Origin of the sequence: Pseudalkalibacillus sp. R45, assembly GCF_052246725.1 — a bacterium.
Lineage (GTDB): Bacteria > Bacillota > Bacilli > Bacillales > Fictibacillaceae > Pseudalkalibacillus.
In genome coordinates this window covers 23,376-49,861 of the sequence record NZ_JBQQCL010000010.1, presented here as the reverse complement: position 1 = coordinate 49,861, position 26,486 = coordinate 23,376, and the positions used below count along the sequence as shown (strand labels likewise).

The 26,486-nt window shown below is 40.5% G+C and carries 24 protein-coding genes and 2 riboswitches; of the genes, 5 read left to right on the top strand and 19 right to left on the bottom strand.

Annotated features, from left to right (window positions below):
- Positions 1-59 precede the first annotated feature (59 nt).
- Positions 60-1,418: an aminotransferase-like domain-containing protein gene (locus tag ACTWQL_RS16570; RefSeq protein ID WP_443143540.1), complete on the top strand. Its 1,359-nt coding sequence runs from the start codon at positions 60-62 to the stop codon at positions 1,416-1,418.
- Positions 1,419-1,741: 323 nt separating this feature from the next.
- On the opposite strand, the gene ACTWQL_RS16565 is transcribed toward ACTWQL_RS16570, so the two are convergent.
- From ACTWQL_RS16565 to ACTWQL_RS16555, 3 genes are read right to left on the bottom strand one after another with little or no spacing between them, the layout of a single operon-like run.
- Complete coding sequence (locus tag ACTWQL_RS16565) at positions 1,742-2,203, bottom strand: hypothetical protein (protein ID WP_443143539.1); 462 nt, start codon at positions 2,201-2,203, stop codon at positions 1,742-1,744.
- A gap of 49 nt (positions 2,204-2,252) precedes the next feature.
- The gene (locus tag ACTWQL_RS16560; protein WP_443143538.1) at positions 2,253-2,789 is read right to left on the bottom strand and encodes a GNAT family N-acetyltransferase; all 537 of its coding nucleotides are present in this window, start codon (positions 2,787-2,789) and stop codon (positions 2,253-2,255) included.
- 34 nt (positions 2,790-2,823) lie between these two features.
- Positions 2,824-4,287: a serine hydrolase gene (locus ACTWQL_RS16555; protein ID WP_443143537.1), complete on the bottom strand. Its 1,464-nt coding sequence runs from the start codon at positions 4,285-4,287 to the stop codon at positions 2,824-2,826.
- 406 nt (positions 4,288-4,693) lie between these two features.
- Here ACTWQL_RS16555 and ACTWQL_RS16550 point away from each other — a divergent pair, with 406 nt between their 5' ends.
- Positions 4,694-5,650: a phospho-N-acetylmuramoyl-pentapeptide-transferase gene (locus ACTWQL_RS16550; protein ID WP_443143536.1), complete on the top strand. Its 957-nt coding sequence runs from the start codon at positions 4,694-4,696 to the stop codon at positions 5,648-5,650.
- A 489-nt stretch (positions 5,651-6,139) separates the two neighbouring features.
- On the opposite strand, the gene ACTWQL_RS16545 is transcribed toward ACTWQL_RS16550, so the two are convergent.
- The 4 genes from ACTWQL_RS16545 to ACTWQL_RS16530 all read right to left on the bottom strand — a co-directional run bounded on the left by ACTWQL_RS16545 (position 6,140) and on the right by ACTWQL_RS16530 (position 9,289).
- Positions 6,140-6,595, bottom strand: coding sequence for a GNAT family N-acetyltransferase (locus tag ACTWQL_RS16545; protein WP_443143535.1), 456 nt, complete (start codon positions 6,593-6,595; stop codon positions 6,140-6,142).
- A gap of 575 nt (positions 6,596-7,170) precedes the next feature.
- Complete coding sequence (locus ACTWQL_RS16540) at positions 7,171-7,677, bottom strand: hypothetical protein (protein WP_443143534.1); 507 nt, start codon at positions 7,675-7,677, stop codon at positions 7,171-7,173.
- Between the two features lie 347 nt (positions 7,678-8,024).
- Positions 8,025-8,189, bottom strand: coding sequence for a hypothetical protein (locus ACTWQL_RS16535; RefSeq protein WP_443143533.1), 165 nt, complete (start codon positions 8,187-8,189; stop codon positions 8,025-8,027).
- A 293-nt stretch (positions 8,190-8,482) separates the two neighbouring features.
- The gene (locus ACTWQL_RS16530) at positions 8,483-9,289 is read right to left on the bottom strand and encodes a pentapeptide repeat-containing protein (RefSeq protein WP_443143532.1); all 807 of its coding nucleotides are present in this window, start codon (positions 9,287-9,289) and stop codon (positions 8,483-8,485) included.
- Between the two features lie 433 nt (positions 9,290-9,722).
- On the opposite strand from ACTWQL_RS16530, the gene ACTWQL_RS16525 reads away from it, so the two are divergent.
- A complete protein-coding gene (locus ACTWQL_RS16525; RefSeq protein WP_443143531.1) occupies positions 9,723-9,992 on the top strand; it encodes a hypothetical protein in 270 nt (89 codons plus the stop codon).
- Positions 9,993-10,343: 351 nt separating this feature from the next.
- Here ACTWQL_RS16525 and qoxD read toward each other — a convergent pair whose 3' ends face one another.
- Genes qoxD through qoxA form a run of 4 tightly spaced genes read right to left on the bottom strand, consistent with a single transcriptional unit; the run spans position 10,344 to position 14,148 of the window.
- Entirely contained in the window at positions 10,344-10,628 is a 285-nt protein-coding gene (gene qoxD / locus ACTWQL_RS16520) for a cytochrome aa3 quinol oxidase subunit IV (RefSeq protein WP_443143530.1), read from the bottom strand.
- Position 10,629: 1 nt separating this feature from the next.
- Positions 10,630-11,226 carry a cytochrome aa3 quinol oxidase subunit III gene (gene qoxC / locus ACTWQL_RS16515; protein ID WP_443143529.1) on the bottom strand — a complete coding sequence of 199 codons (597 nt, stop codon included), beginning with the start codon at positions 11,224-11,226 and terminating at the stop codon, positions 10,630-10,632.
- Between the two features lie 2 nt (positions 11,227-11,228).
- Entirely contained in the window at positions 11,229-13,163 is a 1,935-nt protein-coding gene (gene qoxB, locus ACTWQL_RS16510; protein ID WP_443143528.1) for a cytochrome aa3 quinol oxidase subunit I, read from the bottom strand.
- A gap of 49 nt (positions 13,164-13,212) precedes the next feature.
- On the bottom strand, positions 13,213-14,148 hold the full coding sequence (gene qoxA / locus ACTWQL_RS16505; protein ID WP_443143527.1) for a cytochrome aa3 quinol oxidase subunit II: 936 nt from the start codon (positions 14,146-14,148) through the stop codon (positions 13,213-13,215).
- 719 nt (positions 14,149-14,867) lie between these two features.
- Here qoxA and ACTWQL_RS16500 point away from each other — a divergent pair.
- Positions 14,868-15,392, top strand: a complete 525-nt coding sequence (locus ACTWQL_RS16500) for a DUF4309 domain-containing protein (RefSeq protein WP_443143526.1) — start codon at positions 14,868-14,870, stop codon at positions 15,390-15,392.
- 109 nt (positions 15,393-15,501) lie between these two features.
- On the opposite strand, the gene ACTWQL_RS16495 is transcribed toward ACTWQL_RS16500, so the two are convergent.
- The 8 genes from ACTWQL_RS16495 to ACTWQL_RS16460 all read right to left on the bottom strand — a co-directional run bounded on the left by ACTWQL_RS16495 (position 15,502) and on the right by ACTWQL_RS16460 (position 23,195).
- Positions 15,502-16,971 carry an MFS transporter gene (locus ACTWQL_RS16495; RefSeq protein ID WP_443143525.1) on the bottom strand — a complete coding sequence of 490 codons (1,470 nt, stop codon included), beginning with the start codon at positions 16,969-16,971 and terminating at the stop codon, positions 15,502-15,504.
- A 216-nt stretch (positions 16,972-17,187) separates the two neighbouring features.
- Positions 17,188-18,048 (bottom strand): intracellular short-chain-length polyhydroxyalkanoate depolymerase, encoded by an 861-nt coding sequence (gene phaZ, locus ACTWQL_RS16490; RefSeq protein WP_443143524.1) that lies wholly within the window; start codon positions 18,046-18,048, stop codon positions 17,188-17,190.
- A 20-nt stretch (positions 18,049-18,068) separates the two neighbouring features.
- Entirely contained in the window at positions 18,069-18,527 is a 459-nt protein-coding gene (locus ACTWQL_RS16485) for a DUF1295 domain-containing protein (RefSeq protein WP_443143523.1), read from the bottom strand.
- Between the two features lie 257 nt (positions 18,528-18,784).
- Positions 18,785-19,387 carry a response regulator gene (locus ACTWQL_RS16480; RefSeq protein ID WP_443143522.1) on the bottom strand — a complete coding sequence of 201 codons (603 nt, stop codon included), beginning with the start codon at positions 19,385-19,387 and terminating at the stop codon, positions 18,785-18,787.
- Positions 19,384-20,535 carry a histidine kinase gene (locus ACTWQL_RS16475; protein WP_443143521.1) on the bottom strand — a complete coding sequence of 384 codons (1,152 nt, stop codon included), beginning with the start codon at positions 20,533-20,535 and terminating at the stop codon, positions 19,384-19,386. The genes ACTWQL_RS16480 and ACTWQL_RS16475 overlap by 4 nt, the downstream gene beginning before the upstream one ends.
- Positions 20,536-20,646: 111 nt before the next feature.
- A complete protein-coding gene (locus tag ACTWQL_RS16470) occupies positions 20,647-21,027 on the bottom strand; it encodes a hypothetical protein (protein ID WP_443143520.1) in 381 nt (126 codons plus the stop codon).
- A gap of 118 nt (positions 21,028-21,145) precedes the next feature.
- Positions 21,146-22,582 carry a serine hydrolase domain-containing protein gene (locus tag ACTWQL_RS16465; protein ID WP_443143519.1) on the bottom strand — a complete coding sequence of 479 codons (1,437 nt, stop codon included), beginning with the start codon at positions 22,580-22,582 and terminating at the stop codon, positions 21,146-21,148.
- A 64-nt stretch (positions 22,583-22,646) separates the two neighbouring features.
- Entirely contained in the window at positions 22,647-23,195 is a 549-nt protein-coding gene (locus ACTWQL_RS16460; protein ID WP_443143518.1) for a TetR/AcrR family transcriptional regulator, read from the bottom strand.
- Positions 23,196-23,368: 173 nt separating this feature from the next.
- A riboswitch (SAM riboswitch) is annotated at positions 23,369-23,483 on the top strand.
- Positions 23,484-23,539: 56 nt separating this feature from the next.
- Positions 23,540-23,734: riboswitch (cobalamin riboswitch) on the top strand.
- A gap of 226 nt (positions 23,735-23,960) precedes the next feature.
- On the opposite strand from ACTWQL_RS16460, the gene metE reads away from it, so the two are divergent.
- Positions 23,961-26,270 (top strand): 5-methyltetrahydropteroyltriglutamate--homocysteine S-methyltransferase, encoded by a 2,310-nt coding sequence (gene metE, locus ACTWQL_RS16455; protein ID WP_443143517.1) that lies wholly within the window; start codon positions 23,961-23,963, stop codon positions 26,268-26,270.
- The last annotated feature ends 216 nt before the right edge of the window (positions 26,271-26,486 follow it).

Genomic DNA, 26,486 nt, shown 5'->3' with positions numbered 1-26,486 from the left:
GCAGAAAGCAATGTTTTAGTCATCTGTACCCTTACAGATTCGTGTGGGAGGAAGCAAAAATGGAAAAGAAGTACGAAGGAACGATCAAAGAAATCGAGGATAGAATTAACGAAGGACGCCTGAAACCAGGTGAACGTCTTCCTTCAGTCCGAAGATTATCCAAAGAACTCCAATGCAGTATCAATACAATTATTAAGGCTTACGCCGAGTTGGAGAAAAAACATCGAATTTACTCGGTGCCGAAGAGCGGGTATTTTCTTGTGGGGAGTCATCAGTCAAGTAACTCATCACCTAAAGAGCTGATTGATTTTTCTTCTGCTGGTCCTGACCGAAGCCGAATGCCTTACCGTGATTACCAGCATTGTATGAACCAGGCAATTGAATTCTATAAAGAGGAAATGTTTCATTACTCAGAACCCCTGGGACTGGAGCAATTACGACAACAGCTTTCAAAACAATTACAGGATGTACAGGTTTTTGCTCCACCTGAGCGGATCTGTGTTGTATCCGGTTCGCAACAGGCTCTTGATCTTCTCATCTCCCTTTCTTTTCCAAATGGGAAAGACGAAATCTGTACTGAACAGCCAACGCACCCTAGCTTCATACAATCCCTTACCTCCCGTAATCTGAAAGTCAGTGGAATTGAGATCACGAACCAGGGCATTGATTTCACCCGCTTGGAACAAATATTTAAAGAAAGAGAAATCAAATTGTTCTACACAGTATCAAGATTTCAGAATCCTACTGGCTATAGCTACTCCAATCATGAAAGAAAGAAAATCGTCGAACTGGCACAGAAATACGACGTTTACATCATTGAGGACGATTATATGGGGGATCTGGATACAAAAAGAAAGGCGGATCCTATGTTTGCCTATGATCCGTCCGGCAGAGTCATATATACGAAGAGTTTCTCTAAAGTTCTTTTGCCTGGATTGAGGCTTGGCGTTGCCGTCTTACCTGAAGCTTTACTTGACAGCTTTACCAGAGCTAAATTTGCAGCAGATGTCCACACGCCCGTCATCACACAAGGCGCTCTGGAAATCTATTTGCAAAGCGGGATGTACAAGGCGCACATTCAGAAGCTCAGACGATATTACAAGAAGAAAGGTACCCTCCTCAAAAAGGCTTATCTTGAACACCTGCCTCCAGAAGCTGGATTTACTGGTGGAGAATCAGGATTTTATTCTACCGTAGAACTTCCTGAAAGAATGAAAGGGAAACACCTGGCTGATCACCTCATACATAAAAATGTACTTGTACAGGATGCAACAGCTATGTATCTCCCAAAATATCGAAAGGAAAACCGGATCCGCCTGAGTGTGTCACAGGTCAAAGACAAGAACATCACGTTAGGCATTGAAAAAATTGGCGAAGGAATCCGCGAGTTGTTAGCTAAAGGGTCGTCACTAGTTTAATAAGCTTAATTGAATAGAAACATATTTTTATAGTTTTAATTTTTCTGAGTTTGAGGTATATACCGAAAGATGACTTTCTTTTCAATCATTCTACAACCGTTTAGTTGAAAGATACGCTGCATAGGAATATTTCGATGTCCGGTTGCCCCGATGTAGTATGTGGCACCTATACTTTTTAGAAATTGCAAGGAAAGTTTGTGGAGAGTTATCCCCCATTTATTACCTCGATATGCAGGAACCAATCCAAAATAAAATAGTCTGCCTTCATCAATAGTACCCGGTTCAATATGTGGAATTGTAATCCCGATCGGATCTTTGTCATGTTAAGCGATCAAACAGTTTTTTATGTAATTAGAACCCAGTTCAGCTTTCATGCCTTCAAACTCCTTCTCAATGGGAAGTGACGAAGGAGCGTTTAGAGACCCGGTTACAACTTCTTTCCAAACATTTTTAAATAAGTAATCGGTCGTTTGTTCAATAGATTTTAGTTCAATGGATGTTACCTGTTCGGTGTTCTCTAAAGAATTCAGGTCCTGTTTATAAAAATATTGTGTATCGTGCTTCAAAAAGTCGTAATCATCCAGTAAATGAAGAAAATCATTGTTCGAAGCTTCTTTTTCGTTTAAAACAATTTTGACAGATTGAATATCCTTCAATTGGACATAGTCGTATATGTCCTGCAGAAGTTTTTCAAATTGGTTCATAGATGATACCTGCCCGATATCCTCTATTACAAAATAGCTTGGTGATCCATCAAGAATTTTAGTTCCTAATCCTTTAAACACTCTTAGCCTCCGATAAACCATGGCGATTTTTTACTAAGGATTAAAAATCCTACTGAAGTTCGAGACGCATGATAACCCGTCGTTTGGTAGGTCTGGTCACCTCTGGAAAACCTGCGGCAATGAAGGCGTTGGGACCACCAACATGAAGCTCCCCCCATGGGATATCTTGTCCAGGCACCGTAATCATTGGGTACCCTTCGATGGCACAGGCACCTCTCATCCGGGCAAATTCCACAGCAGCTTTCGTTAAGGCGTAAGTGATCCCACGCCGACGATAGCCCTTACGAACAATGAAACAAGCAATGGACCAAACACCTTGGTCGTTCTTATTTTCGACCCTTTTCGCCCATGGAACCGGACTGTTCCGAAGCTTTTTGTAAGCGATTCTAGGCTCTACCGCGCACCATCCGACAGGTTCGTCATCTAGGTAAGCGACAATCCCGCTGGTAGTGCGCGACTCCGGATTCCCACAATCCGTCTGGACTCGAAGAAGGAAGGCACGTTCATTATCGTCTGTTTGGCGCCACTGGGAATTAGGGAGCTTGAACCGTTGACAATAGCACTTAGCTCCGTGACACCTGGACATACCGAGCACCTTTTCCAAGTATTCCCATGAGGCTTTATTGGCCGGCACAACCGAAATTACGTAACCTTGCTCGATAATAGACTCTCAAAATTGTAAGAATCAATCCAATGATGAAAATGATTGCCAATAAAATCATCGCAGCTGGGAAAAGACCAAACGCATCAATTATCGTTGAACTATTATCCTGTAGCGTCGGCACAACAAAGAATAACCATCCAATACCCAGGATAGGCAAAAATTGCGGGAGTAATCGCAGATAAAATCTCCAAGCTGGATGTTGTTTACGTTTATAAGACCATTTTTTACTTTGGAGAATTCCTCTGATCCCTAAAATCAAGTAAATCAAAGTGATGGCACCTAGTGATAAATCAATTATTTTAGGTACTGAAGTTTTGATCACGGGTTCTTGTCCCTCTGTCAGTTGGATAATTCCTGAACTAATCTCATATGCATTTTCTAATGTAGGGGTGAAGCTATTGAGTAAAACGGCCACTCCATAACCACTACTTGGCACGATGTCTTGTTGTGTTTGATAAGTAGATAATGCACCACTATGTGAAATGCGAGCTGGTTTTACGTTTGGAGAACTTAAGGACCAGCCTAGCCCGTATTTTTCACTTCCAGGTTGTGATGAATAAGACTTTTCCAACAATTCTTTTGATAATAATTGTTCTCCTGATTCATTTTTTCCTTCGTTCGTGTGCATAGAGAGCCATTTCCCCATATCTGATGCTGTTGTTACGACGCTTCCAGCCCCCATATTCATCGCTTCAAGCTCTGTCCAAGGTATCGCAGTTCCATAGGCTGTTACATATCCTTTAGGTAGTCCTTGTACAGGATCTACAGAGTTTACAGTCGTGAGTGATTCATTCATGTCTAGTGGAGAGAATACCTTTTGTTTAAGATAATCAGAAAACGCGATTCCACTCACTTTTTCAACTAAAAAAGCTAAAATCCAGTAATTCGGATTGCTGTAAGTGTGTTTCTTTCCGGGTTGGGATTGTAATTTCCAGTCACTAATACGTTCCACACCATCTTTTAAGGTATTCGCTGGAGCAACAATTATTGGATTCGGCACCCCAGATGTGTGACTCAATAGTTGACGTATCGTCACCTTCCTCCATCTGCTATCATTTAGTTTAATCTCAGGTAAATATTTGACTACTGGCTCATCCAATTGAATCTTTCCTTCTTCAACCAATTGTAAAATGGCGAAGGCCGTAAATGTTTTGGATACCGAACCGATTCTCAAACGTGAATGTTCTGTTAGGGGGTTCCCATTAGAATCATGACCATAACCCTTTTCGTACAGTATTTTGCCTTCTTTTACAATTACAATGGATGCACCAGGCAATCCGTTTCGTTCGAGATAATTCGTAACAAATTCATCAACATCTGCTGTATCGAACGGCTCAGCAGCATGAGCTGATAAAGGTGGGAGCCATAATTGCACGAAAACAATAATCGTAAATAGAAAAATAATACCTAATCTTTGCATATCTTAAACTCCCATCTAAAAGCTATATCTATTCTTTCTGCTCCCCAATCACAAACAATCGATAATCACCAGAAGTCTCATTCATTTTATCACGTCACTTTTTTGTCTTTACTCTATCACAATCGGTTCTACAGCCTATAGTTATCTTTGTCATACCGTATACATGACATTTGTCACTTCTATCATGATGAAAAATTAAGGCTAACTTCATTTTCTTTGCTTAACCTAACTTGATCATTCTATCCCTAATGATATAGGGCTTGCCCTATTATGAATAAGCCCCTTTTATTGAATACTATCTTTTACTGATTAAAATTTGATTTTTATATTTTGTATGAGTTAGAGGAAATCAATAGTCTTCTTAGAACTTATTATAGATAATAAAGAGAAAAGGAGAAAATGAAAAGTGAGTGATCAAATAATTCCAGCTTTCATAGCTTTTATATTAGTTTCTGTTTTATCCCCACTGTTCATTTCGATCTTAAGAAAATTAAAGCTCCTTCAACCGATAAGGAAAGAACTTCCTTCCAATCATCAATTAAAAAAAGGTACTCCGTTAATGTTTGGGATGATTCTTTTTGTGGGAATTATCGTAGCCAACCTTTTTTCACCTACGCCATTAATGTATTTCTTGTCTATTACGTACATTTTATTTAGTTTTATTGGTTTTTTGGATGATTTTTGGAAAGCTTCACGCCAAGATCCTTTAGGGGTATCAGGTAAGACCAAGCTTGTTTTACAATTTCTTTTTACTGGTGCTTTGCTTTTCTATGTGATTAACGGACTAGGTGTAGACACCGTGATTCGTATTCATAAAAATTTCTCCTTTGATCTTCCAATGGTGGTATATATCATTATCATCACCTTATTTGTTGTTGGTTCTGCCAATGCTATTAATTTTACGGATGGCTTGGACGGTCTTTTGGGAGTTGTTGCAATCCCTACATATTTTTTCTTTTTTATGATTTCAGACAAATCAGAGGTGCAACTTTTTTGTTTAATTATGATTGGATGCCTACTCGGTTTTCTCATTTACAATTTATATCCTGCCAAAGCATTTATGGGGGATACAGGATCATTAGCGATAGGGGGATCCCTTTCGTTTCTTGCCATTATTGAGAAAGTGGAAATTCTCATTCCCATTTTATTCTTTATCTATTTAGCTGAAAAACTTTCGGTTATCTTACAAGTTACTTCATATAAACTTACACGTAGACGTATTTTCAAAATGACACCGATTCACTTTCACTATGGCATAAAATATGGGTGGTCTGAAAATACAATTGTCACTGTTTTTGGATTTATTTCTTGGTTTTGTGCTTTTATCTGTTTAGCTTATTGGAAATATATTCTCCATCCATAAATAAAGAGAGAACGTTATCCTTCTTAGATTGACGCCCCCGATTGAGGAAGAATGACTCATTCATAAAACCTAACGGACACAGGAGACCTTATTTGCTCCAAAATCATCAAAAACAATATATTTTTTAAAGAATAGCGTCTCTGGTGTCCGTTAGCATCCCGAAATTAGTGTTTTTGTCACAGATAACGGCTCTCCTGTCCGTTAATGCCAAAAATCCCAGCTGCAACCCTTATTCCACAATCCTGCCCAATTCTTCTGTAATAGGATCAGCTGCTTTATGCCATAATTGCCCCCATTTCTGGAGCAACACATTTAAAACTTTGAGCTTTATAATTCACATCAACAATTTGCCATAAATCTTCTTGATATGAAAAGCGAATTTCAAACTGAAGAATAAAGATCAACCATGAATTGGTTGATCTTTTTAATACGATATTATCCTCTAAGTTGATTTTTAAAAAACTTTTTTACAACTCTATCGATGGTTTATCATTCGGTAATATATTTAATTACTGCCATTTCCTTACCGAACCTATCACCATTATCAATAAATCCTAAACTTGAGTATAAATTGTGTGCTCCAATATTTTCCGGATGATATCCTACAACAATTTTTTTCGCATTAGGCAATTTAGCCATCTCTGAAATCATTAAAACAGTTGCTGCTTGACCTATACCCTTGCCTTGGAATTCCTTATCCACCATTATTCTATATACCCAATAACCGTCAAGTTCTTCTTGAACAGAATTGAACATCAAAAAGCCAACTACTTTTTCTTCAGCGTATATAGCATATGGTTTTAATGTAGGTTCAAACTTTGACTGAGCTATTGATATAGCATTGGACTCAATGTAATCCTTTTGTTCTAATGAAACCTCTAATTCACAACATTCATACCAATTTTCTGCATTTAATTCTACAATTCTAACATTTTTCGTATTCATATTTTCCCCTTCCGTATTTCGGGGAAACGCTAAACAAAAATTAACTAGGCGTTATCCCCTTGTAGTCATTAATAATAAAAATTCTTTTATTTTTCATAATGATCGCCTCCTCTATTTTCTATTGCCTACAAATCGAATAAATTTTCAGACACTTAAATCATACTATTATTTTCTGTCTCAAACCAATATAAATAACCAAATTTTAGTTAAAAAATTCATTCCATTACAGGGGTCCTTTTGTGGATTACATCTTTTATTCCAGATAACTGCCCTTCGTATTATAAGGTCTGCCAGTCATTTCTAGTTGACCTAATTTTTTAGGTTATTCTTTAGGTAGCCGGGGGAGGACGTAACTGCCCTTGGTTTTCTTATTTCAGTACGGGTATAATTTTGGTGTAATATGGATATTATTTTTACACACAAAAGCACCAAAACAACGGGATCGTTGATTCGCTTTCAGTTTGTTTTTTGTCCACACCGACCTGGTTCAATTTATATGATATTTCCTGTTCATATTCGAAGTGGTTATGTAAGATACAGGTACTCGACTAGATATGAAATTCACGCATTCATCTTTATGTCATTAAAAATCGAATCAGTCCTAATATTGCAAAACAAAATAGAACCGTGCCTGCTCCAATACCTGTTATTGCGCTGTTAGCAACGTTCAATTTTTTAGAAAACGGTAATGAGATTAGGGCCACTCCTATAAGCAGAACCCCTAAAATATATAAGCTGAAATCATTAAAAATATTTTTTAACCAGAAGAAATGAATGCCTACAACAAAAGCAATCCATGGAGCAATATAATCTTTCTTTTTAAATTTAATTAATAAGAAAGCACCTATAGCTGATAAAAGAAATTCAATCGATACAAAAATCAAGTAATTATTGAATGCAGCGCTATCAGTTAATGTAGTTCGCTCATTCCAATTTAAGACGCTTAAGTAGACACCTATTAAACATAGTACTAGTGCTACTGCAGAGGCAATACCTATATATTTACGCCAGCTTTTTTTAGGATTCTCTTGGGCCCATCCAAACCAAATAAAACTAAACATCCCGAAAATAGCAATGTACATCGTATAATCCCTTAAATAATCTATGATAAACCTCCTCGTAATACAGCTTCCTATAGGAATTTACATCCTTAACCTATCGGATCGCTTAATTTCTAAAAAGGATTTGATCCAATTCAGGAAGACTTTCTTAAGAAGTGCAACTATATCGAAAGACTTAAAACAAGATATTTAAATCGAATGTTCACACATTCACCTTATTAGTTGGGATTAGATACCTCCTTCGTTGATGTTACCAAAAATTTCATGATACAAGTAGATGACAAATGTCATAAGATAAATGTCTTAACATAAAGAAACCGAGTACCACCTGAAAATATAGGTAGTACTCGGAATATTTCAATTCACTATCATGCAATGTCTTCATCTTTCGGGACATTGCTGTTATCCGTTTTTACGTAGTATTTACCTCTCGATGCGATCGCAAGGACGATCGTCAATACGAATGATAGGATTGCCGCAAAGAAGGCTGCTGTGTTTTGTAAAAAGGTTCCCATCACCCCGAATGCTGCCATCGTTCCTATTGTACTCGCGACGATTAATGAAGCGACACCGACCGGGTTCCACTTATACAGTTTTTCCTGTTCAATTCGAAGTCCATTGGACCGATTCTCAAAGCGCGTTTCACGATGAATGCATCCGCAATGATTGTTGCGGCCCAGGCGAATAAGAAGACATTTTCTGAATTTCTCTGTATTTCACCTTTTCCGTTTACCACAATGAGGGAAGAAGTTTTCATATCCCACTAAATGCTATTTTCTTTTTTATGAATAGAAAAAGAAGCAGCGTCTCCACTGCTTCTCCTGATTTATTTCAACCAGTGACCTGGTCTCTCTAGATAGTTTGGTATTTTAGTATGTTGATCGCCATTTGCTGAATTGATTTGCGATTGTGTAAGGAAAAGAGCACCTTTAAGGTTAGCCCCTTCCAGGTTCGCTTCTCTAAAATCAGCCCCGATAAAGTCAGCTTTCCGTAAATCACACATTCTTAAATCAGCTGCGATCATCAGTTTTCCGCGAAAATCCGCTCCTTTCAAGTCTAACCCTTTTAAATCGGCGCCGATATATTCTGATTTATTTACCTTATTCTTTTTCCGGCTATTAATATCTTTTCTATACAGTTCACTTGTTTTGATTAATAGAGCGTTAACCTTGCTTCGATGCTCTGCCACATCTATTTTTAAGATTTCTTCTGGGTGTTTTTCCGTTAATCCAACCGTTTCATCGTATACCTTTTGAAGGCTCGCTTGAAAAGACTCTGTTTCCTTTAATGTCAACGCCTGGATGAGATACCAGAGCATTTCATAAAGTTGTTGTACAAGAGGAAACACGGCAAACATTTCTTCAGCATGTCGGTGATCGCCACGCCAGTCTTTTCCCCCAAAAATGTTTTGGGAAACATGCTGACCTGCTCCGAAACAGTCATATGATACGCAGCCCTGAAACCCTCTCTCCCTTAATTGGTCATGGATTGAACATAGATTATTTGAACATAAATTTCGGCAAGGGGTACCACTATCTTTGTCAAAAGGAAAGTCTGCTGATTTTCCATAAGGCAACGCCACACAGCAGAACGCAAAGCAATTTTCACAATCTGCCTTTAATTCATTCAACATTTTGAACACTTCCTGTACGATCTTTGTTTTTCGAAATCATACACCCTCAGAGACCTCTTCTGAGTGCTTGATCTTTGTTTTTTCTGCCTCATCACACCCGTAGAGAGATTTTCTAGTCTTCACTGTCTATCGATTTCCCTCAACAAAAAAACGAGGGGACTTCTACCTAAAGTTTTTAGCAGTTCCAACAAGTCATCTATACTAGAAGTACGTTTTTTCCATTTTGTTTTATCCCAATTATTTCAAAATAAAGAATTCATCACAATAAGTAATTTCACATAAATTTACATAAATCAAGAAAACTACTCTTACTCTTATTGAAAGAATGCTATCTTCGCATGATTAAGAAGCAAAAAAAAGTGTGTACAAAAGGTGAAAAGTATTTGACAAATTTGTGAAGGAGGATGAATAATAGAGGAAAGGGGTTGAGAACATGCAATCACGAACAAAACTATTGAACGCTACCAAATTTGTTGGTGGATCAGTACTTTCCATAGGTATCATGATGTTTTTGGTCGGTTTTCTTGTAAACGGTTCCAATCTTTTGATTTCGATTGGCATCGGAACCATCACGGGTTCAGTTTTTATCTTCCTGATCGGGTTGTTTTTTGCAGCAACGGAGGAAATGCTTGCGAAAAGTGATAAAGGAATTCCTTCAAATCCACTTCAAACAAAGGAAAACACGCCTTTTGGCAAGATTTAAGCCGATTAAAATGCTTACATATGAACGATAAATTTGCAGCTTAACAACAGGCTGCAAATTTTTTTATTTCTAGAATAAAAGATTCTTAACGGACACAGGAGACCTTATTTTCCAAAATCTCGGTCATTTGTAAATCCTAACGGACACCAGCGCTCTTATTTCGTTAAAATCATAGTAAATCAGCTCATTTGTTCACAAATAACGGCCCTGGTGTCCGCTAAATTTTGAAATCCCGCCTAAAGTGACCAAATAAAGGCTCTGGTGTCCGTTACGCCTTCAGGAAAAATCCATGAATACAAAAAAGACCGACCCAAACGTTTAAGTTTGAGTCAGCCCCTTGCTTTTATAAACTTATCCCATATCCCAGACCAATGCGAGCAGTGTACCAAAGATCGTAAGGAGAGCGATGATGACGCCATAGTATACGTTGGTATAAATGGCACCTTTGTCTTCGGTTTCACCTGCGTGCATGAAGACGACGAGCTGTAGACCTGCTTGAATGAAAGCAGTGACTAGAAGGACTGTCATCCCTACCCCAAACGACATGTCAAAGTAATATACTCCTAAAGCAACTGCAGTCAGGACCAGGGAAAAGACAAATCCCATGACCTGTTTGAGAGGAAATAGTTCGCTCATATTACATCATTCCTTTCAGATAGATGAAGCTGAAAATAAAGATCCAAACGACATCTAAGAAATGCCAGTAAAGTGAGAAAATAAAGGATTTATTGCCCGTTTCAGGAGTCAAGCCGTCCCTTTTCACTTGAATAAGGATGTAAAGACCCCAGAAAAGTCCAAGCGTCACGTGTGCCCCGTGTGTTCCCAATGTAGTTAACAGGATCGAGGTGAACGCACTCGTTTGTATTCCTGCTCCTTCATGCACATATGTGACGAATTCAAAGATTTCAACGCCTAAAAATGCTAGCCCCAGCAATAATGTGACGATGAAGAACCCCATCATCGCTTTTTGTCTGCCAAGACGCATCGCATGGATACCTAGTCCAATCGTAAAACTACTTGTTAAAAGTAAGATTGTCTCGAATAACACCGGCGTAATGTGGAAGATCTCTGCTCCGGTCGGGCCGCTTCCAGTACGGTCATAGAGTGTAAAATAGGATGCGAAAAGCGTCGCAAAAAGCATGATTTCCGCACCTAGGAAAATCCAAAACCCCAAAATTTTCAAACGATTTTCTTCTGTGCTATATTCTAACGGCAGCGAGTGATCAATCTTCATTTTTACGCACCTCGCATTTCTGATTCTGTGTCTTCAATCTCTTTCACAGAAATATAATGTCCGTGATCTTTCTCAAAAGAACGCAATGTCATACAGATAAAGATTCCGATTGTGGTGATAACCGCCGGAATCCATAAGCTGAATATGAGCGAGAAGCCCCATGCAAAGAAAATACAGCTCATGATAAACGGGACACCACTGTTGTTCGGCATGTGGATTTCTTCATAATCCCCTTTGAACAACACATGACCCTTTTTCTTGACGTCCCAGTACGCCTCACTTGATGCCACTTCCGGTGTGATCGCAAAGTTATATTCAGGTACTGGTGTGTGGGTAGCCCACTCTAACGTACGTGCATTCCATGGGTCTGCACTGATGTCTCTTGAAGCATAGCGGACACTGTAGTAGATGTTGTACACGATCAGTACGAATCCGACTGCCATGACAGCCGCTCCAATAAATGAAACCATATTCAACGGTCCGAAGCCTGTTGATTCAGAATACGTGTACATACGGCGTGCTTGGCCGTCCAATCCAGTCACATACATCGGCATGAATGCTAAAAGGAAACCGATCGAAAGCAACCACGCAGTCCACTTTCCAATTTTCTCGTTCAACATGAAACCGAACATTTTCGGCCAGTAGAACGTCAGACCAGCAAGCATCGCAAACACGACACCTGGGATAATCACATTGTGGAAGTGAGCGACCAGGAACATCGTATTATGATATTGATAGTCTGCAGCTGACATCGCCAGCATGACGCCTGTCACCCCACCCAGTGTGAAGAGTGGAATGAAAAGGATTGAATAGAGCATCGGTGTTGTGAACTCGATTTTTCCTTTCCATAATGTCAGCAGCCAGTTGAATATCTTGACTCCAGTTGGAACCGCAATCGCCATCGTCGTGATGGAGAAAATGCTGTTCGCAAATGCTCCTTGCCCCATCGTAAAGAAATGGTGGGCCCATACGACGAATGATAAAAGCGAGATCAATACCATGGAACCGACCATGGATTTATAGCCATATAGATTACGGCGAGCAAAGGTTGAAATGATCTCACTGTAGATTCCGAATGCCGGCAGAATCAAGATATACACTTCCGGATGTCCCCAAACCCAGAACAGGTTTGCCCAGAGCATCGCCATTCCACCATTATCTATCGTAAAGAACTGTGTTCCGAATAAGAGGTCCATCGTCCCCATCGCAAGTGCAACGGTCAATACAGGGAACGCGAACACGATGATCACGCTCGTAATGAGAGCAGCCCATGTGAACATCGGCATCTTCATCAATGTCATGCCTGGCGCTCTCATTCTGAGAATCGTTGTAATGAAGTTGATTCCTGTCATCAACGTTCCGATACCAGCGATTTGAATCGCAATCATATAATAGTGCGAACCTACAGATTCTCCATCTGCAAGCGGGAAGTACGATGTCCACCCTGCATCAGGCGACCCGCCGACCATGAATGAGATGTTGAAAAGCATCGCACCCATGAAAAACAGCCAGAAACTGAGTGCATTCAAGCGTGGAAATGCAACATCACGTGCTCCGATTTGCAGTGGTACAACAAAGTTCATAAAGAATATGATAAACGGCATTGCCATGAACAGGATCATGACGACCCCGTGCGTTGTAAAAATTTCATTATAGTGTTGTGAATCCAAAAGTGTATTGTCTGGCACAGCAAGCTGAGCGCGCATCATGATGGCATCTACGCCACCACGGAAAAGCATCAATAACGCAGAGATAAGGTACATGATCCCAATGCGTTTATGGTCAACGGTTGTGATCCATTCCCGCCAGAGATAGCCCCATTTTTTAAAATAGGTCAAGCCGGCGACAATCGCGATCAGCGTAAGACCGGCTGCCACCATGGATGCATATATCGCAAAACTCGGATGTGGTATGGCAAATCGTTCAAAGAATTCCATACGATTTGACTCCTTTCGAGAATATCGTTAATCGGTAAAATTCGTCCATTTATTCGTTATGGTTCTTGTGTTTTTGCTCAGAGCTTTCCTTATCGGAAGCTGAGTGATGTTCATCAGAATGCTTATGTTCATCTTTTTCTTTATACTTGTCACCTTCGTGATGATGTTCTGGAGCGGGTGAGAACTCTAAGTGTGTTCCGGTGAACGTCATCCTGCCAAGATGACCTGGTTCTAGCAGTTTCTCAAACTTTTCTTCGGTGATCGGTTCAGCTGTTGTTTTTACTTCTTTCACCCAATCATCAAATTCTTTCTGGGACATAGCAGTCACGTCAAACTTATTCTCAGCAAATCCTTCACCACTGAAGTTCGCATTTCGTCCCATGTAATCTCCTTCAACATCAGCTGCCAGATGAAGCTTCGTTACATGGGCATTCATTGCGTATTTCTGCCCACCGAGCTGAGGAATCCAGAAACTCGTGATCGGTCCGTGTGAGTAAAGTCTGAATTCAAGTGGCCGATCAGTTGGAATGTATAAATAGTTGACCGTCTCGATCCCTTCTTCCGGATAACTGAAATGCCATTTCCAGTCCGAGGATGAGGCATAGACGACCAAAGGTTCTTTCTCTTCATATCCTTGCGGGGCTGATTCCACGATATAGTTACTTTGAACAGAAACGATAGATAGGATCGCAACAATCAAGACCGGAATCCCGACCAATATTCCTTCTACCCACGGATTTCCTTCAATATGAGGTGGTTCATAGTCTGCAGGTTGTTTGGATGCACGGTATTTCACCAACATGATCACAAGCCATACGAATACTGCAATCACAATTCCCGCCATCATCAACATCGTCAACATGATGTCACTGGCTAACCTTTCAGCTTGAGGTCCTTTCGGATCCAATACGGTTAATTGCTCACAACCTGTCAGTACTGTGAGAATAGACATCATGACAGCAAACAACGCCAACTTGAGCTTCATACATGTTCCCCTCTTTTCTAGATAAATCTATGAAAATAAGTATTTTTTCATCTTTCTTGGCTCCATTTTATCAGGATTTTCGCGATACTTTGTGAAGTTATGAACGTTGTCACTAATTTGCTAAAAACCTTTGACAAACCTTTGTCGATTATCTGAATATTGTCACATTAAACAAAATAAAAACGAGCCCTGGATGAATCAGGACTCGCTATTTGTGGAGAAATTCCTTGCTTGGATTACTTTTTAGGATTAACGGACATCACAGTCGTTATTTGTGAGAAAAAGTGATGATGTCAGTTATTAGCGGACACCACAGCCGTTATTTGTCTCAAAATACTATGATTGTGATCGGATTTTCCAAAATAAGGGCTCTGGTGTCCGTTAGTTCGCTTAAAATGAAGATTTTGGGGTAAATAAGGGCCCTGGTGTCCGTTAAAAGTCCAGATACGGTTTGTGATTCATTCGCATTAATTCCACTCCGCACAAAATGAAAAAGAATGGGTTCATTTTACCCGGATGACCTTGAACTTTTTTCCTGTTTTCCACATAGTCACCCTTGTCCGTTTCGAATCAAATTTAGTGGAACACCAGGGATTTTCGTAAGAGGACATACCTTTTTACCTAAATAGGTCCCTGCTCTTTTTATTGATACAATTTCATATTTACATCGTCTAACTGGATGAAAAAGGATAATACTATTTTGGAAAGGATGTTTAATGATGAAACTAGTTAGACGGAGCTTCACGGTTTTGACCATCACATTTCTTTTGTTGATGGGAACAGCACTAGGTACTGCTGCTTCAGGATCCCCACAAAGTTCACCTGACCTTTTGATCAGACAAATCATGGGGTTAGCCTATGAATCCCAACAAACGATCAATAGTGTTCCTTTTGGTGTTGGTGATTCTTTAAGAAAAGTCAAAAAAGCCTGGGGTGAACCGGATGAATTAAGCTCGGCTGCAGCAATTTATTGGGACCACCATATCCTATTCCTCTATGACAACTCGACAGGTAGAAAGACAATCACTGCGATTGAAGATTTCGATCCAACCTTGGAAACAATTCACTTATCAGAACTGAAAAATCTGATTGGTGAACCAGAAAGTGAAGAAGAAAAAGAAGGGATGTATTATGTCACATATACTGATCATGAAAATTATGAAATAGAGTTTGTTTTTGAAAGTGCGTGGGTTGATCCGAATCCTAAACTAAACCGGTACATCGTCACAGAATCAGAAGATTGATCATTATTACAAAGGGGAAATTGCCCCGGTCGGGGATTCTTCAAGATTGCCCATAAATAAAGATAGGGCCACCATTAACAATTCTGGTGGCCCATCGTAGATAATATGCCTATAGTGTTTTATTTTTATTTCCTGGTAATAGGAATAGTAATAATCCTGTTCCAATCGAAAGGAAAAGAACACAAACGAGAGAAATTATAAATGAGTGGCTTGCGGTGGTTTGAAAGGGTTGATCTACTTTCATTAACGTGAAGTAGAGTGTTCCGATAAGGCTTACCCCTGCGCCTTGAGCTACTACCGTTACTGTACTTAAAACCCCGGAAGCTGATCCTGTATCCTTATGGTTAATTCGTGAGAGTACTGTCCGGATTAGAGGAGTTGCAACCAATCCCTGACCAATACCGGATACAAATGTTGCAGGAATCAAATCTTGCCATGACAGATCGACCAATAATATGTAGAATGTTGCTATCATCATACTAACACCGAGAACCATCAGCCCGGTTCCGATACGAAGTACGTTCACCCCAAAACGATCCATTAATTTCGGTACAAGGATCGACCCGAAAAGAAAACCCATCCCTAAAGGCGTATAGGCAAATGCAGCTTCCAAAGGGTTGAATTGTAAAAATTTCTGAAGATGAAAAGCCATGATGAAAAAGGTTGCCGCGTTGCCAGAAAAGAATGCAAATACAATCAAAAGTCCGGCTGCAAACGCTCGTTCTTCTAATAATTGAAGATTAACCAGGGGCATTCCGCCTCGTACGATCAGTTTTTGTTCATGGTGTAGGAACAGAAAGAAAAATACGATCGAACCTGCACCACAAATTAACATCCATAGAGGCCATCCCAGCTCATGACCCATCACAACAGGAAAAATAAACACTGAAAGGCTGAGACCAAGTAAAAGTACACCGTTTAGATCCATTCGTCCCCTCGTTGTTGCTTTGTTGATCTGAATAATAGGCAATGCTGCGAGCAATGCAATGATTCCAATCGGGATATTGATCAAAAAAATCGACCTCCACCCGAGCTCGAAAAAATCAAGCTTCAGCAGTAATCCACCAGCAATTTGACCGATAATGGTCGCTACACCAATTACTGCACCATAGATGGACAAAGCAATATTCCTCTCCTGGTCATGAAATGTGTAATGGATATAGGAAATGACCTGAGGTACCATCAAAGCTGCCGTGATCCCTTGAAGAATGCGACTGATGATAAGAAACATAGTATTAGGTGCAATGCCACATAAGAATGATGCTAATGTAAAGCCAGCCATTCCTCCAACAAACAACATCTTCACCCCAAAAATGTCTCCCAGCCTTCCGCCAGTAATCAGTAAAACTCCGTAGGCAATGATGTAACCGACAATAATAAATTGAATTTCAGCTGCAGTTGTATTCAGATCGTTTTGAATGGAAGGCACAGCCACATTCACGATAAATGAATCAAGCATGGTCATAAAGGTGGCTGTACAAACTATTGCAAGCCCGAACCATCTTTTCGAGGAAGGACTTATGTAAGATTCCGATGCATGATAAGGTTTTGTTCCGTGATTCCCAGTCAAAAATTTCACCTACCTTTTTATTCCTCCCTTTACTTTAGTGTAAATAAGTAATAATGGAATCAATCTATTGAATGCCTTTTTCTACAACTTTAGAATGAATTAAGGTATATTAAAATGCCCCAAAGGAGAACAACTCCCTTTAGAGCATTTTATAGAATTACATTTGAGCTGAAGTGAAGGATTGGTTCAATATCTAGGGATGAAATAACAGCTTTGAAACGATAATTACGAATTTAAAAACTGCTCGATCGCCTTAAGTACGCCTTCCAATTCATCGATTAACATTGAATGACCAGCAGGCAAGATTGAAGAGGTGACGCTGACACCGTGATCTTTCATGTCGTTGATGATTTCGTGTGTCATTTGTTCTGACGTGATGAGATCTTCTTTTCCCCATAATACAAGTGTTGGAGCTTTGATTCGGCCTATGTCACCTGTACCATCGACCACACCATTTGAGACTCTGCTGATATTGAAACGATTGGCAGCATCGGCTACGTCCAGGATGTTCCGTTGTTCCATTGCATTCTCCAAGTATTTTTCATAACGCTTTTCCTCTGGTTGGTTACGTGAATAGAGCAATTGATCCATGGCTATCTTAAAGAATTGATGATCATTCCTTTTTTGTGCGTCCAACATCATGTTTAAGCCGGCATCTATTGCAATCTGTTCTTTTGTTTGGACTCTTTCACCTTCCGGATTATAGATTGGATACCCCCTTGTGGACATCGATGCTAACAATATCAACTTTTCTACGTGTTCTGGGTAATCAGCTGCAAATTGCATCGCTACTCCACCCCCATTCGACCAGCCCATCAAATGGAAGGACTTCAACCCCAGTTCATCTGTAAACAGCTTTAAATCTTTCGAAAAATCCCTTATTGATTGAATCGGTGTGTGGTACGTAGACTTGCCATATCCTCTCAAATCAACAGCATACACTGTATATCTTGGATCCAGATGTTCCATCAGAAGATCCCACTGATCTGAAGATGCCATATTTCCATGCAGCAATACTAAGTTACAAGTTCCACCTGGTCTTACTTTATACGCGAGCGTTTCCCCGTTATCCAATGTGATTTTCATGTGTTTTTCCCTCCTCATTTTCAATACACAAAAGGAATCAGTTTCTTCGTCTTCTTTTCATACGCTACAAATGCTTTTCCATAGCGTTCTCTTAAATATCGATCATGCTCAGGTATATTGAAATAGACGAACATGATGAATAAACCGAATGGTACCACCACTGACCATAAATTCCTAGTGAGCAAAGCAAACCCGACTACCCAAACGACATCTCCGAAATAATTGATGTGGATCGCATATTTGAATAATCCGCCTGTATAAAGCCTGCCTTTGTTCTGAGAATCCTTTTTCCACTGATTTCTCAATACTTCAGATAACGTATTGATCACAGATCCTGCCAAAAAAATAAAGATGGCGATCCCGTCAATCCAATCTAGTGGCTTGTCTATGATTCCGCCCAGTATGGAAAACCCAAGATAATAGATCATAAATGCAAAGACGACTCCCCATGTTTCTTCCCATGTAATTCCACGCTTCAACAAATAAACCACCATGAAACTCATTCTCACAAATATAATCAGACAAAAGATAAACAACATCACTTTTCGTCCAAAGTCGCCGTCGGATAAATGGAAAACGTTGCTCCCTTCCAAAAATAAAAACCAATACACAAACAAAAGGAAAATACATTCACTTGCTAGAATGGTTATTCGTTGCGGCAAAGACTTGTCTGCTGAACCGTACATGCCCACTCTTCCTTTCCTGATCTGCGTCAATAAAACTTCTATGTAAGCTGTCAGATCCACCCCTTCTTCTCGGCAGTTTTTATCGCTTCGATCCTGTTTTTAGTTTCTAGTTTATGAATGATTTCTGAAATATAATTGCGGACAGTTCCATGAGAAAGGAAGAGTTCCTTTGTGATTTCCTTCGTCGTCATGCCTGAAGCAGCGAGCTGAAGAATCTCTTGCTCACGTTCCGTCAACGGATTTTCTTCGGTGATGGTGGTCATCATCAACTCAGGACTGAAGACACGTTGTCCCGAAACGACTTTCCGGATGGAATCAGAAAGGTCCTCAATCGAGCCATCTTTCAGCAAATACCCATGGACCCCAGTTTTAACAGCACGTTCGAAATAACCTGGACGGGCGAATGTAGTTAGTATGATGATTTTGCATGGATGTGAAATTCCAGCCAACTTCCCAGCTACGTCAAGACCACTGCAGCCCGGCATTTCAATATCCATGAGACACACATCCGGCTGAAGGTTAACAATCCCTTCAAACGCCTCTTGACCATTCATCGTCTGGCTGATGACCTCCATATCTTCTTCCATATCAAGTAGAGAACTGAGTGCCCCAAGAAGCATCCTCTGGTCTTCCGCTACCAAAATCTTTATCATAAGCCAGCACCTGCTTTCTCTGATTTTCGCACCAGTGGAACCTTCATTTCTACTATTGTTCCATTTTGTTCTGTAATGGTTAGACTTCCGTCAATCAGCTCTAGCCTCTCTTTCATACCCTTTAATCCGTTCCCATCTGAATTTTCTTCCTTCATCCCGATTCCATCATCTTTCACAGTAACTGTCAGTTCAGTCGTTGAATGTTTTATTGTGATTAGGCAATGGGCTGCTCCGCTATGCTTGATTACATTGGTCGTAGCTTCCTTCAAGCACATACTGAGAATATTCTGAGTCAACGGTGGGATGTCTTCAACACCGTCATGATGGATCATGTCAAAATCGATTCCGGCTGCTTGAAGGATCCGTCGTATTTCAACCAACTCATCACTCAGTTTCAATGTCCTCATGTCGGACACCAGCTCCCGTACTTGCTTCAGTGCTGCCCGAGATGTATTTTCTATTTCCATGGCTTCTGACCTGGCTCTTTCTGGATCAATCGAAGCCATTCGACCGACCAACTGGCTTTTCAATGTAATAAGAGATAACGTATGACCAAGCGTATCATGCAAATCCCGCGCAATCCTCATCCGTTCTTCCCTTGCTGCATATTCATTGATCTTGGCATTGGCTTGTTGAAGTTGCTGCTCCAGGTCAATCCGTTTGCGTATCGATCTGAAACCAAATGGTGATAGCAGTAAAATGATAATGGATGGAAAAATATAACCCAGATTGTAGGTTTTTGATTCTTGGAAAGTATGATACAGGACAGGAACCACTTGGATGATGAATAACATAGCCAGGCCTGTGTAGAACGGTTTCTTCTTCGGATACCAACCGATAAAGATAGCTGGGTAAAACCCGAGAAACAAATAATCCGGCTCGTAGAAAAGACTGAATATGAAAATGATGGACAATTGGACAGACAACCAGGATGTAAAGGAACGGCTATTTTTATAGATCGAATAAAAAAGCTGGCGATAAGAAATAAGGAATAAAGCGATCATCGCATAACCCAAGATCGCTTTTATCCCAGCCTCCGACCGCATCATAAGGACTGGTATCAACATATACACGAGAAAAATATAAGGGAACATTCCGAACTGCTTTGGAAACAATCCGAATTCACCCCAATCGAATAGACGTTTCATTTTTTATCACGTCGCTTATTATTTTCTACTTCACTACTTATCGTAACATGCAAAAATGGAAATTAGCGGAGAAAATGGAGCTCATTATTTATAGGGATACTCTTTCTTCCTTCAACTAGGTTTCCGAGTACGTTTATTTACCCAGACTGGAATCCAAGCAATTGAAAGCGAAGCTACAAGCGCATGAATCGGATTTGCGACACCTGCGATTCCAGGTTCAGGCGGATAGGCCCAATCCATCCATGAAAGGAATAATGCAACTCCAATTGTGATCATTGCATAATACATTCTCGGGCTGGACGTCTTCTTTTTAAGAGACGAGTAGATCATCGCTCCAATCATATTCACGATGACCGAAGCAATCATGATGGATACAGGATTCAATTGTTCGAAGGTCACTCCTAAAAGATAGCACAATACCTCATACAATAAGATAGCGGCAATTCCCGAAACGATTCCTATTCCCAGGCCCGTCATCAAGATGGTCTTCATACATTCACCTTCTTTCTTAAGGAACTACCACTACACTATCACGTTGAGATCTCCGCACATCAGTAAGCAGTGTCATAACATTCAGATGACATTTGTCACTCAGTAGATTTTCTGTAACTTATGCTGATTGGGACAGAGTATTCCCCTTCTTCCTTTTCCATCCTAAGATCGCTAAAGACGAAATGCCATTGACCATTAGAACACCGATCATTACGTGGATTAATATGGCCATTTCTGAACCATAAGCAACGAATATATGCCAGGGTGCATCAAATATAGCAGCCAGAATTGGAATGAGCAGAATCGCGAAAACCATCGATGCTGTTGCTAAGCCAGCCCACACCTTTTTATGCAATACCTTTTTCTTGATTAAGTGAACGACCATCCAAATGGAAAGGCTTGTGATCAAAACTGTTGCTAATAGCGTGAGCCGTTGCATTTTGTAGCTCATTTCCGGTAACGGCATCACTTCTTGCTTTTCAATGATTGATCTGATTCCTTCTTTCATGTGGATCGTCTGCATGACTTCTGAAAAATTATTCTTATTTGTAAGTAATACAAAGGCATAATCTTTAGATTGGCTGATGAATAATTCTGCCCTTGTATCCGGCGTTTCTCCGCCATGGAAAATGAAAGGATCCTTGTCATTGGTGTTCATTCTCCAGCCTAAACCATAGTAGTAATCCTCTTTCCTATGGACCTCCGGGGAAAAATACATCGTTCCATAAGGTTCAGATAACAAACTCTCTCGATCTGCCAATCTTGTAATGAACGTTGTCATATCATTTATTGTAGAGGCCATATACCCATAAGGAGCGCCGCTGTCATCAAACCAAAGATCGCTTTTGACCGGCTTTCCGAACCACGATTGGTAACCAGGTTGGTAGCCTGATTTTTCCGCCTCTGAATATGTAGCAAAAGTTCGATCCATTCCCAAGCTTGCAAACACTTCCTTTTGCATATATTCTGCAAAAGAAATCCCTGACACTTCTTCAATAATCTTTCCAAGCAGCAAGTAGTTGGCAGCGCTATATTGATGGATATCCCCAGGCTCAGCATTGAGTTCGACTGGTTCCAGTACTGCCACAGCTTCTGCAATCGCTTCTTTCCCTCTCAAATTGTGATCGGCTACTTGAAGGCCTTCATATGTACCGATTCCGCTTGTGTGAGACAGCAGTTGCCTGATGGTTATTTCGTATCGACTATCCGATTGTCCATAATCAAAGGAAATATAAGTATCGATCGGCACATCCAGATTGATCTCTCCTTTTTCTGCCAGCTTCATGATACCGAGGCTTGTAAGCGGCTTACTCACGGACCCTATCGTAAAAAGTGTTTGATTTGTCACAGGCTCCCCATTTCCCTGTTCTCCAAAAGATTGTTTGAAGGTCACCTCTCCGTTCTGGACAACACCTAAAGATGCTCCAGGAATCTTGTATTCTTCCATCGCTTCTTCCATAAAATTCTCAAGCAACTCTTTTTGGGACTTTTCTTCTTCTGCTAGTGCCACATTTGGAGCAAACAAAATCAACAAAACTACTACTATTCGTAACAACCTATTCACCCACCATTTTTATTTGGTCAACCAACCAATATTGTGTAAAAATAGAAACCTATTTTTAAAAATAGATTTCGAGCATTTCTGCTAGACTTTGATAAGCACCCTCGAGATCGAAATCCTTATAGACCATTTTTTGTAGGGCAAGTCCATCGAAACATGCCAGCAGGATGGCAGCCAGCTGATCTTCTTTCCCATTCATTTCTGTATGCTGTTTCATGGGCATAGATAAGCTTTTTCTTCCATTTTCGAGGATTGAAGCCAGTTCTTCCTGAAGTTTTTCGTCTTTCAAACCAAGTGAAAATAATTCATATCGCCATCGATACCAGTCAGGATCATTTTCAACACGTGATTTGATTTCCTCTAACGTTTCTTGCAAGTTAAGCTCGTGCGTTTCCTTCCCAGCATATTGCTGCTGGTAGCTTTTTTGAATGCTATTCTGGACAGAGATCAGCAATTCTTCCTTACTTTTAAAATAGTAATGGACTAGACCAGGTGTAATTTCCGCTTCTCTTGCAATATCTTTAATGGATGCATTGTTGAAACCCTTACGAGCAAACACTTTATACGCAGCATCAATCAGTCGTTGTCTTTTGTCATCCTTTTTCATCATCTCACTCCAATAATTTGGTCAACCAACCAAATTATATTCCGATTTAGATTGATTGTCAATTTACCCCGAAGCCATTCGATTGTTGTCATTTTACAGTTGATTTTTATTGATCCGGTCGTTGACAGGTCAATTATTCAATGCTAGTATGCTCTTAATCAATCAAATCGTATCTCTTATTCAGAGTGGTGGAGGGACTGGCCCGATGAAACCCGGCAACCTATCAGCATATATATGTGTTGATTGTGGTGCCAATTCCAGCAAAGCATATGCTTTGAGAAATAAGAGAGGTGTGTATGTAAACCTCTCTTATAGAGGTTTTTTTCATATACACGGAAACTGAATATTGTAGATCACTCAGGTGTTGAATACGTTTACTGAGCTTATTCAACTTAAAAGGGAAGTCCGGTGAAAATCCGGCACGGTCCCGCCACTGTAATTGGGAGCAGCCTGCCAGATGTCACTATCTTATAAAGATGGGAAGGCGCAGGTATGTGAAGATCATAAGTCAGGAGACCTGCCTGTTGTTGATTGCACTAGAACCTACGAGGAATAGGGAGGTGTTGAGCGTTTTAACGGTATCAGTCTGTCATCACAGGCTGAGTTTGATCATGCTGTCAAAACAGGAGCTGTTCCATGTGAACAGTGTCAGACCTCCAAACCAACATTTAAATCAAAAATTTGTTGGTAGTTACGGAGAGGTTCAGACACTTACATGGGAGAGCTCTTTTTTATTGTCCAAACTATGAAATGGGAGGAATGAACATGTCGAAAGCAGCAAGTTCATCAATCGGTTATCCAAGAATAGGCGAAAAACGAGAATGGAAGGAAGTACTGGAAAAGTTTTGGAAGGGTAATATATCTGAAAATGAACTATCAACTAAATTAGAGAACCTTCGAATCCATAATCTCAAAAAGCAAAAAGAGATCGGGATCGACCTGATTCCTGTCGGTGACTTAAGTCTATATGATCATGTCCTTGATACAGCTGTGATGTTCGGCTTTGTCCCCGACCGTTTTCATCATCAACAAGGGAATGTCCTTTTAGCAACCTATTTTGATATCGCCCGTGGGAATAAGGAAGCCGTTGCATCAGAAATGACCAAATGGTTCAACACCAATTACCATTATATCGTGCCTGAAATCGGACCTGACGCAAAGCCAGAGCTTACAGAAAACCGCTTACTCCCCTATTTTCTGGAGGCTAAAGATCTTGGGATTAACGGAAAGCCGGTCATCCTCGGCCCTATTACATTCTTAAAATTAGCAAAAGGGTTTGACGAAAAAAATTTCAACCAATTACTCGATAAACTTGTTCCCCTTTACATACAAGTGCTGCAAGAACTTGAGAGCGCTGGTGCTGAGTGGGTACAAATCGACGAGCCGATCCTTGCAACTACGTTAACAGCTGAAGAAATCAACACTTTCAAACACGTCTATGAAACCATTGACAACAAACTAACGAGCATAAAAATCCTGCTTCAGACCTATTATGAGGCTGTATCTCATTATGAAGAGGTCGTCTCCCTTCCCGTTTCTGGAATTGGTCTTGATTTCGTCCATGATGGAGGAGCGAATTTAGCAGCACTGAAAAAACACGGCTTTCCACGCGATAAAACCCTTGCAGCAGGCGTGATCAATGGTCGCAATATTTGGCGGAACGATCTGGATAAAACAATAGGAGTGCTCGAAACCGTCCTTTCAGAAGTCGGTAAAGAGCGTTTAATTATCCAACCTTCTTGCAGCCTTTTGCACGTTCCAGTCACGGTCACAACTGAACAGGAATTGGATCCTGCCCTGAAAAACGCCCTATCATTCGCTGATGAGAAACTTGAAGAGGTAGTTGTTTTGACAGAGGGATTGAATTATGGAAGAGATGCGATTAAAGAAAAAATAAAAGAGCAATTACGCTGTCGAGAAGAACTGCTGAAATCACCTGCCATTAATAGTCAAGACGTCCAACAAGAAATGGAGCGTTGGAAAGGTGTAGAACCCAAAAGAGGAACACACTTTTCTATACGTCAAAAAATCCATGAAGGCTTTTTCAAGCTTCCGTTATTGCCGACAACCACGATTGGCAGTCTCCCGCAAACAACAGAAATCCGACAAGCGCGACAGAAATGGCGTAGAGGTGAATGGTCCGATCAAGAGTATAACGCTTTTATTGAAGATAATATAAATGAATGGATCCATCGTCAGGAGGAGCTTGGTCTTGACGTATTGGTACACGGAGAATTTGAACGCAACGATATGGTTGAGTTCTTTGGGGAAAAATTGAATGGCTTTGCCTTTACTAGATTCGCCTGGGTTCAATCTTATGGCTCCCGTTGCGTGAAACCGCCGATCATTTACGGAGATGTAGCGTTGACAGAACCGATGACCGTAAAAGAAATCAGCTACGCTCAATCGTTGACAGATAAACCGGTAAAAGGAATGCTGACTGGACCTATAACCATCTTGAATTGGTCCTTTGTCCGGGAAGATATAAGCAGGTTTGATGTCACGAAACAAATCGCACTGGCATTGCAAAAAGAAATCAGCTTTTTAGAAGAACAGGCGATCCATATGATCCAGGTTGATGAACCTGCATTACGTGAGGGGTTACCATTGAAAACCGAGAAGCAAAAACAATATTTGGAGGATGCCGTTTATGCATTCAAGCTTGCTACCAGTACTGTAAAAGATGAGACACAGATCCATACCCATATGTGTTATTCCGAGTTCGGGGAAATCATGGACACCATCGACCAATTGGATGCAGATGTCATTTCGATTGAAACAGCTCGAAGCCATGGAGAATTGATTGTAGACTTTGAGAAACAGTTTTATGAAAAGGGGATCGGGCTGGGCGTATATGACATTCACAGTCCACGCATTCCCGAGGTCGATGAAATCGAAAGAAACATCTTACGGGCATTGAAAGTCCTCCATCCCCGCCAATTCTGGGTTAACCCGGACTGTGGATTGAAAACACGGGGAATCAGTGAAACAACTGCAGCTCTTACGAACATGATCCAAGCAGCCAGACAAATTCGGGAGAAAGAAACTCAAAAGATTTTAGTCAATGAAAGATAAAGCATAAAAAAGCTGACCCGAAACATCCAAATTCATAGGTGTTTGGGTCAGCCTTTTTTGGTTATATGGGTTTTCGTGAAGTCGTAGCGGGCCACCAGAGACTTTATGCAATTCTCTTTCTCTGGCCCAATTAAAGCTGTTTCGAGACAGCAGATAGAGAATTTCGCGGTTCTCTGTCCCGAATTGAGCTGTTTCGAGACGCCTAAAACCTTATAT

What these genes read in the sequence shown, in the direction of transcription:
- ACTWQL_RS16570 (WP_443143540.1), top strand. Translation starts at nt 60, where the DNA reads ATGGAAAAGAAGTACGAAGGAACGATCAAAGAAATCGAGGATAGAATT.
- ACTWQL_RS16560 (WP_443143538.1), bottom strand. Translation starts at nt 2,789, where the DNA reads ATGTCCAGGTGTCACGGAGCTAAGTGCTATTGTCAACGGTTCAAGCTC.
- ACTWQL_RS16555 (WP_443143537.1), bottom strand. Translation starts at nt 4,287, where the DNA reads ATGCAAAGATTAGGTATTATTTTTCTATTTACGATTATTGTTTTCGTG.
- ACTWQL_RS16545 (WP_443143535.1), bottom strand. Translation starts at nt 6,595, where the DNA reads ATGAATACGAAAAATGTTAGAATTGTAGAATTAAATGCAGAAAATTGG.
- ACTWQL_RS16540 (WP_443143534.1), bottom strand. Translation starts at nt 7,677, where the DNA reads ATGTACATTGCTATTTTCGGGATGTTTAGTTTTATTTGGTTTGGATGG.
- ACTWQL_RS16535 (WP_443143533.1), bottom strand. Translation starts at nt 8,189, where the DNA reads ATGGCAGCATTCGGGGTGATGGGAACCTTTTTACAAAACACAGCAGCC.
- ACTWQL_RS16530 (WP_443143532.1), bottom strand. Translation starts at nt 9,289, where the DNA reads ATGTTGAATGAATTAAAGGCAGATTGTGAAAATTGCTTTGCGTTCTGC.
- ACTWQL_RS16525 (WP_443143531.1), top strand. Translation starts at nt 9,723, where the DNA reads ATGCAATCACGAACAAAACTATTGAACGCTACCAAATTTGTTGGTGGA.
- qoxD (WP_443143530.1), bottom strand. Translation starts at nt 10,628, where the DNA reads ATGAGCGAACTATTTCCTCTCAAACAGGTCATGGGATTTGTCTTTTCC.
- qoxC (WP_443143529.1), bottom strand. Translation starts at nt 11,226, where the DNA reads ATGAAGATTGATCACTCGCTGCCGTTAGAATATAGCACAGAAGAAAAT.
- qoxB (WP_443143528.1), bottom strand. Translation starts at nt 13,163, where the DNA reads ATGGAATTCTTTGAACGATTTGCCATACCACATCCGAGTTTTGCGATA.
- qoxA (WP_443143527.1), bottom strand. Translation starts at nt 14,148, where the DNA reads ATGAAGCTCAAGTTGGCGTTGTTTGCTGTCATGATGTCTATTCTCACA.
- ACTWQL_RS16500 (WP_443143526.1), top strand. Translation starts at nt 14,868, where the DNA reads ATGAAACTAGTTAGACGGAGCTTCACGGTTTTGACCATCACATTTCTT.
- phaZ (WP_443143524.1), bottom strand. Translation starts at nt 18,048, where the DNA reads ATGAAAATCACATTGGATAACGGGGAAACGCTCGCGTATAAAGTAAGA.
- ACTWQL_RS16480 (WP_443143522.1), bottom strand. Translation starts at nt 19,387, where the DNA reads ATGATAAAGATTTTGGTAGCGGAAGACCAGAGGATGCTTCTTGGGGCA.
- ACTWQL_RS16475 (WP_443143521.1), bottom strand. Translation starts at nt 20,535, where the DNA reads ATGAAACGTCTATTCGATTGGGGTGAATTCGGATTGTTTCCAAAGCAG.
- ACTWQL_RS16470 (WP_443143520.1), bottom strand. Translation starts at nt 21,027, where the DNA reads ATGAAGACCATCTTGATGACGGGCCTGGGAATAGGAATCGTTTCGGGA.
- ACTWQL_RS16460 (WP_443143518.1), bottom strand. Translation starts at nt 23,195, where the DNA reads ATGAAAAAGGATGACAAAAGACAACGACTGATTGATGCTGCGTATAAA.
- metE (WP_443143517.1), top strand. Translation starts at nt 23,961, where the DNA reads ATGTCGAAAGCAGCAAGTTCATCAATCGGTTATCCAAGAATAGGCGAA.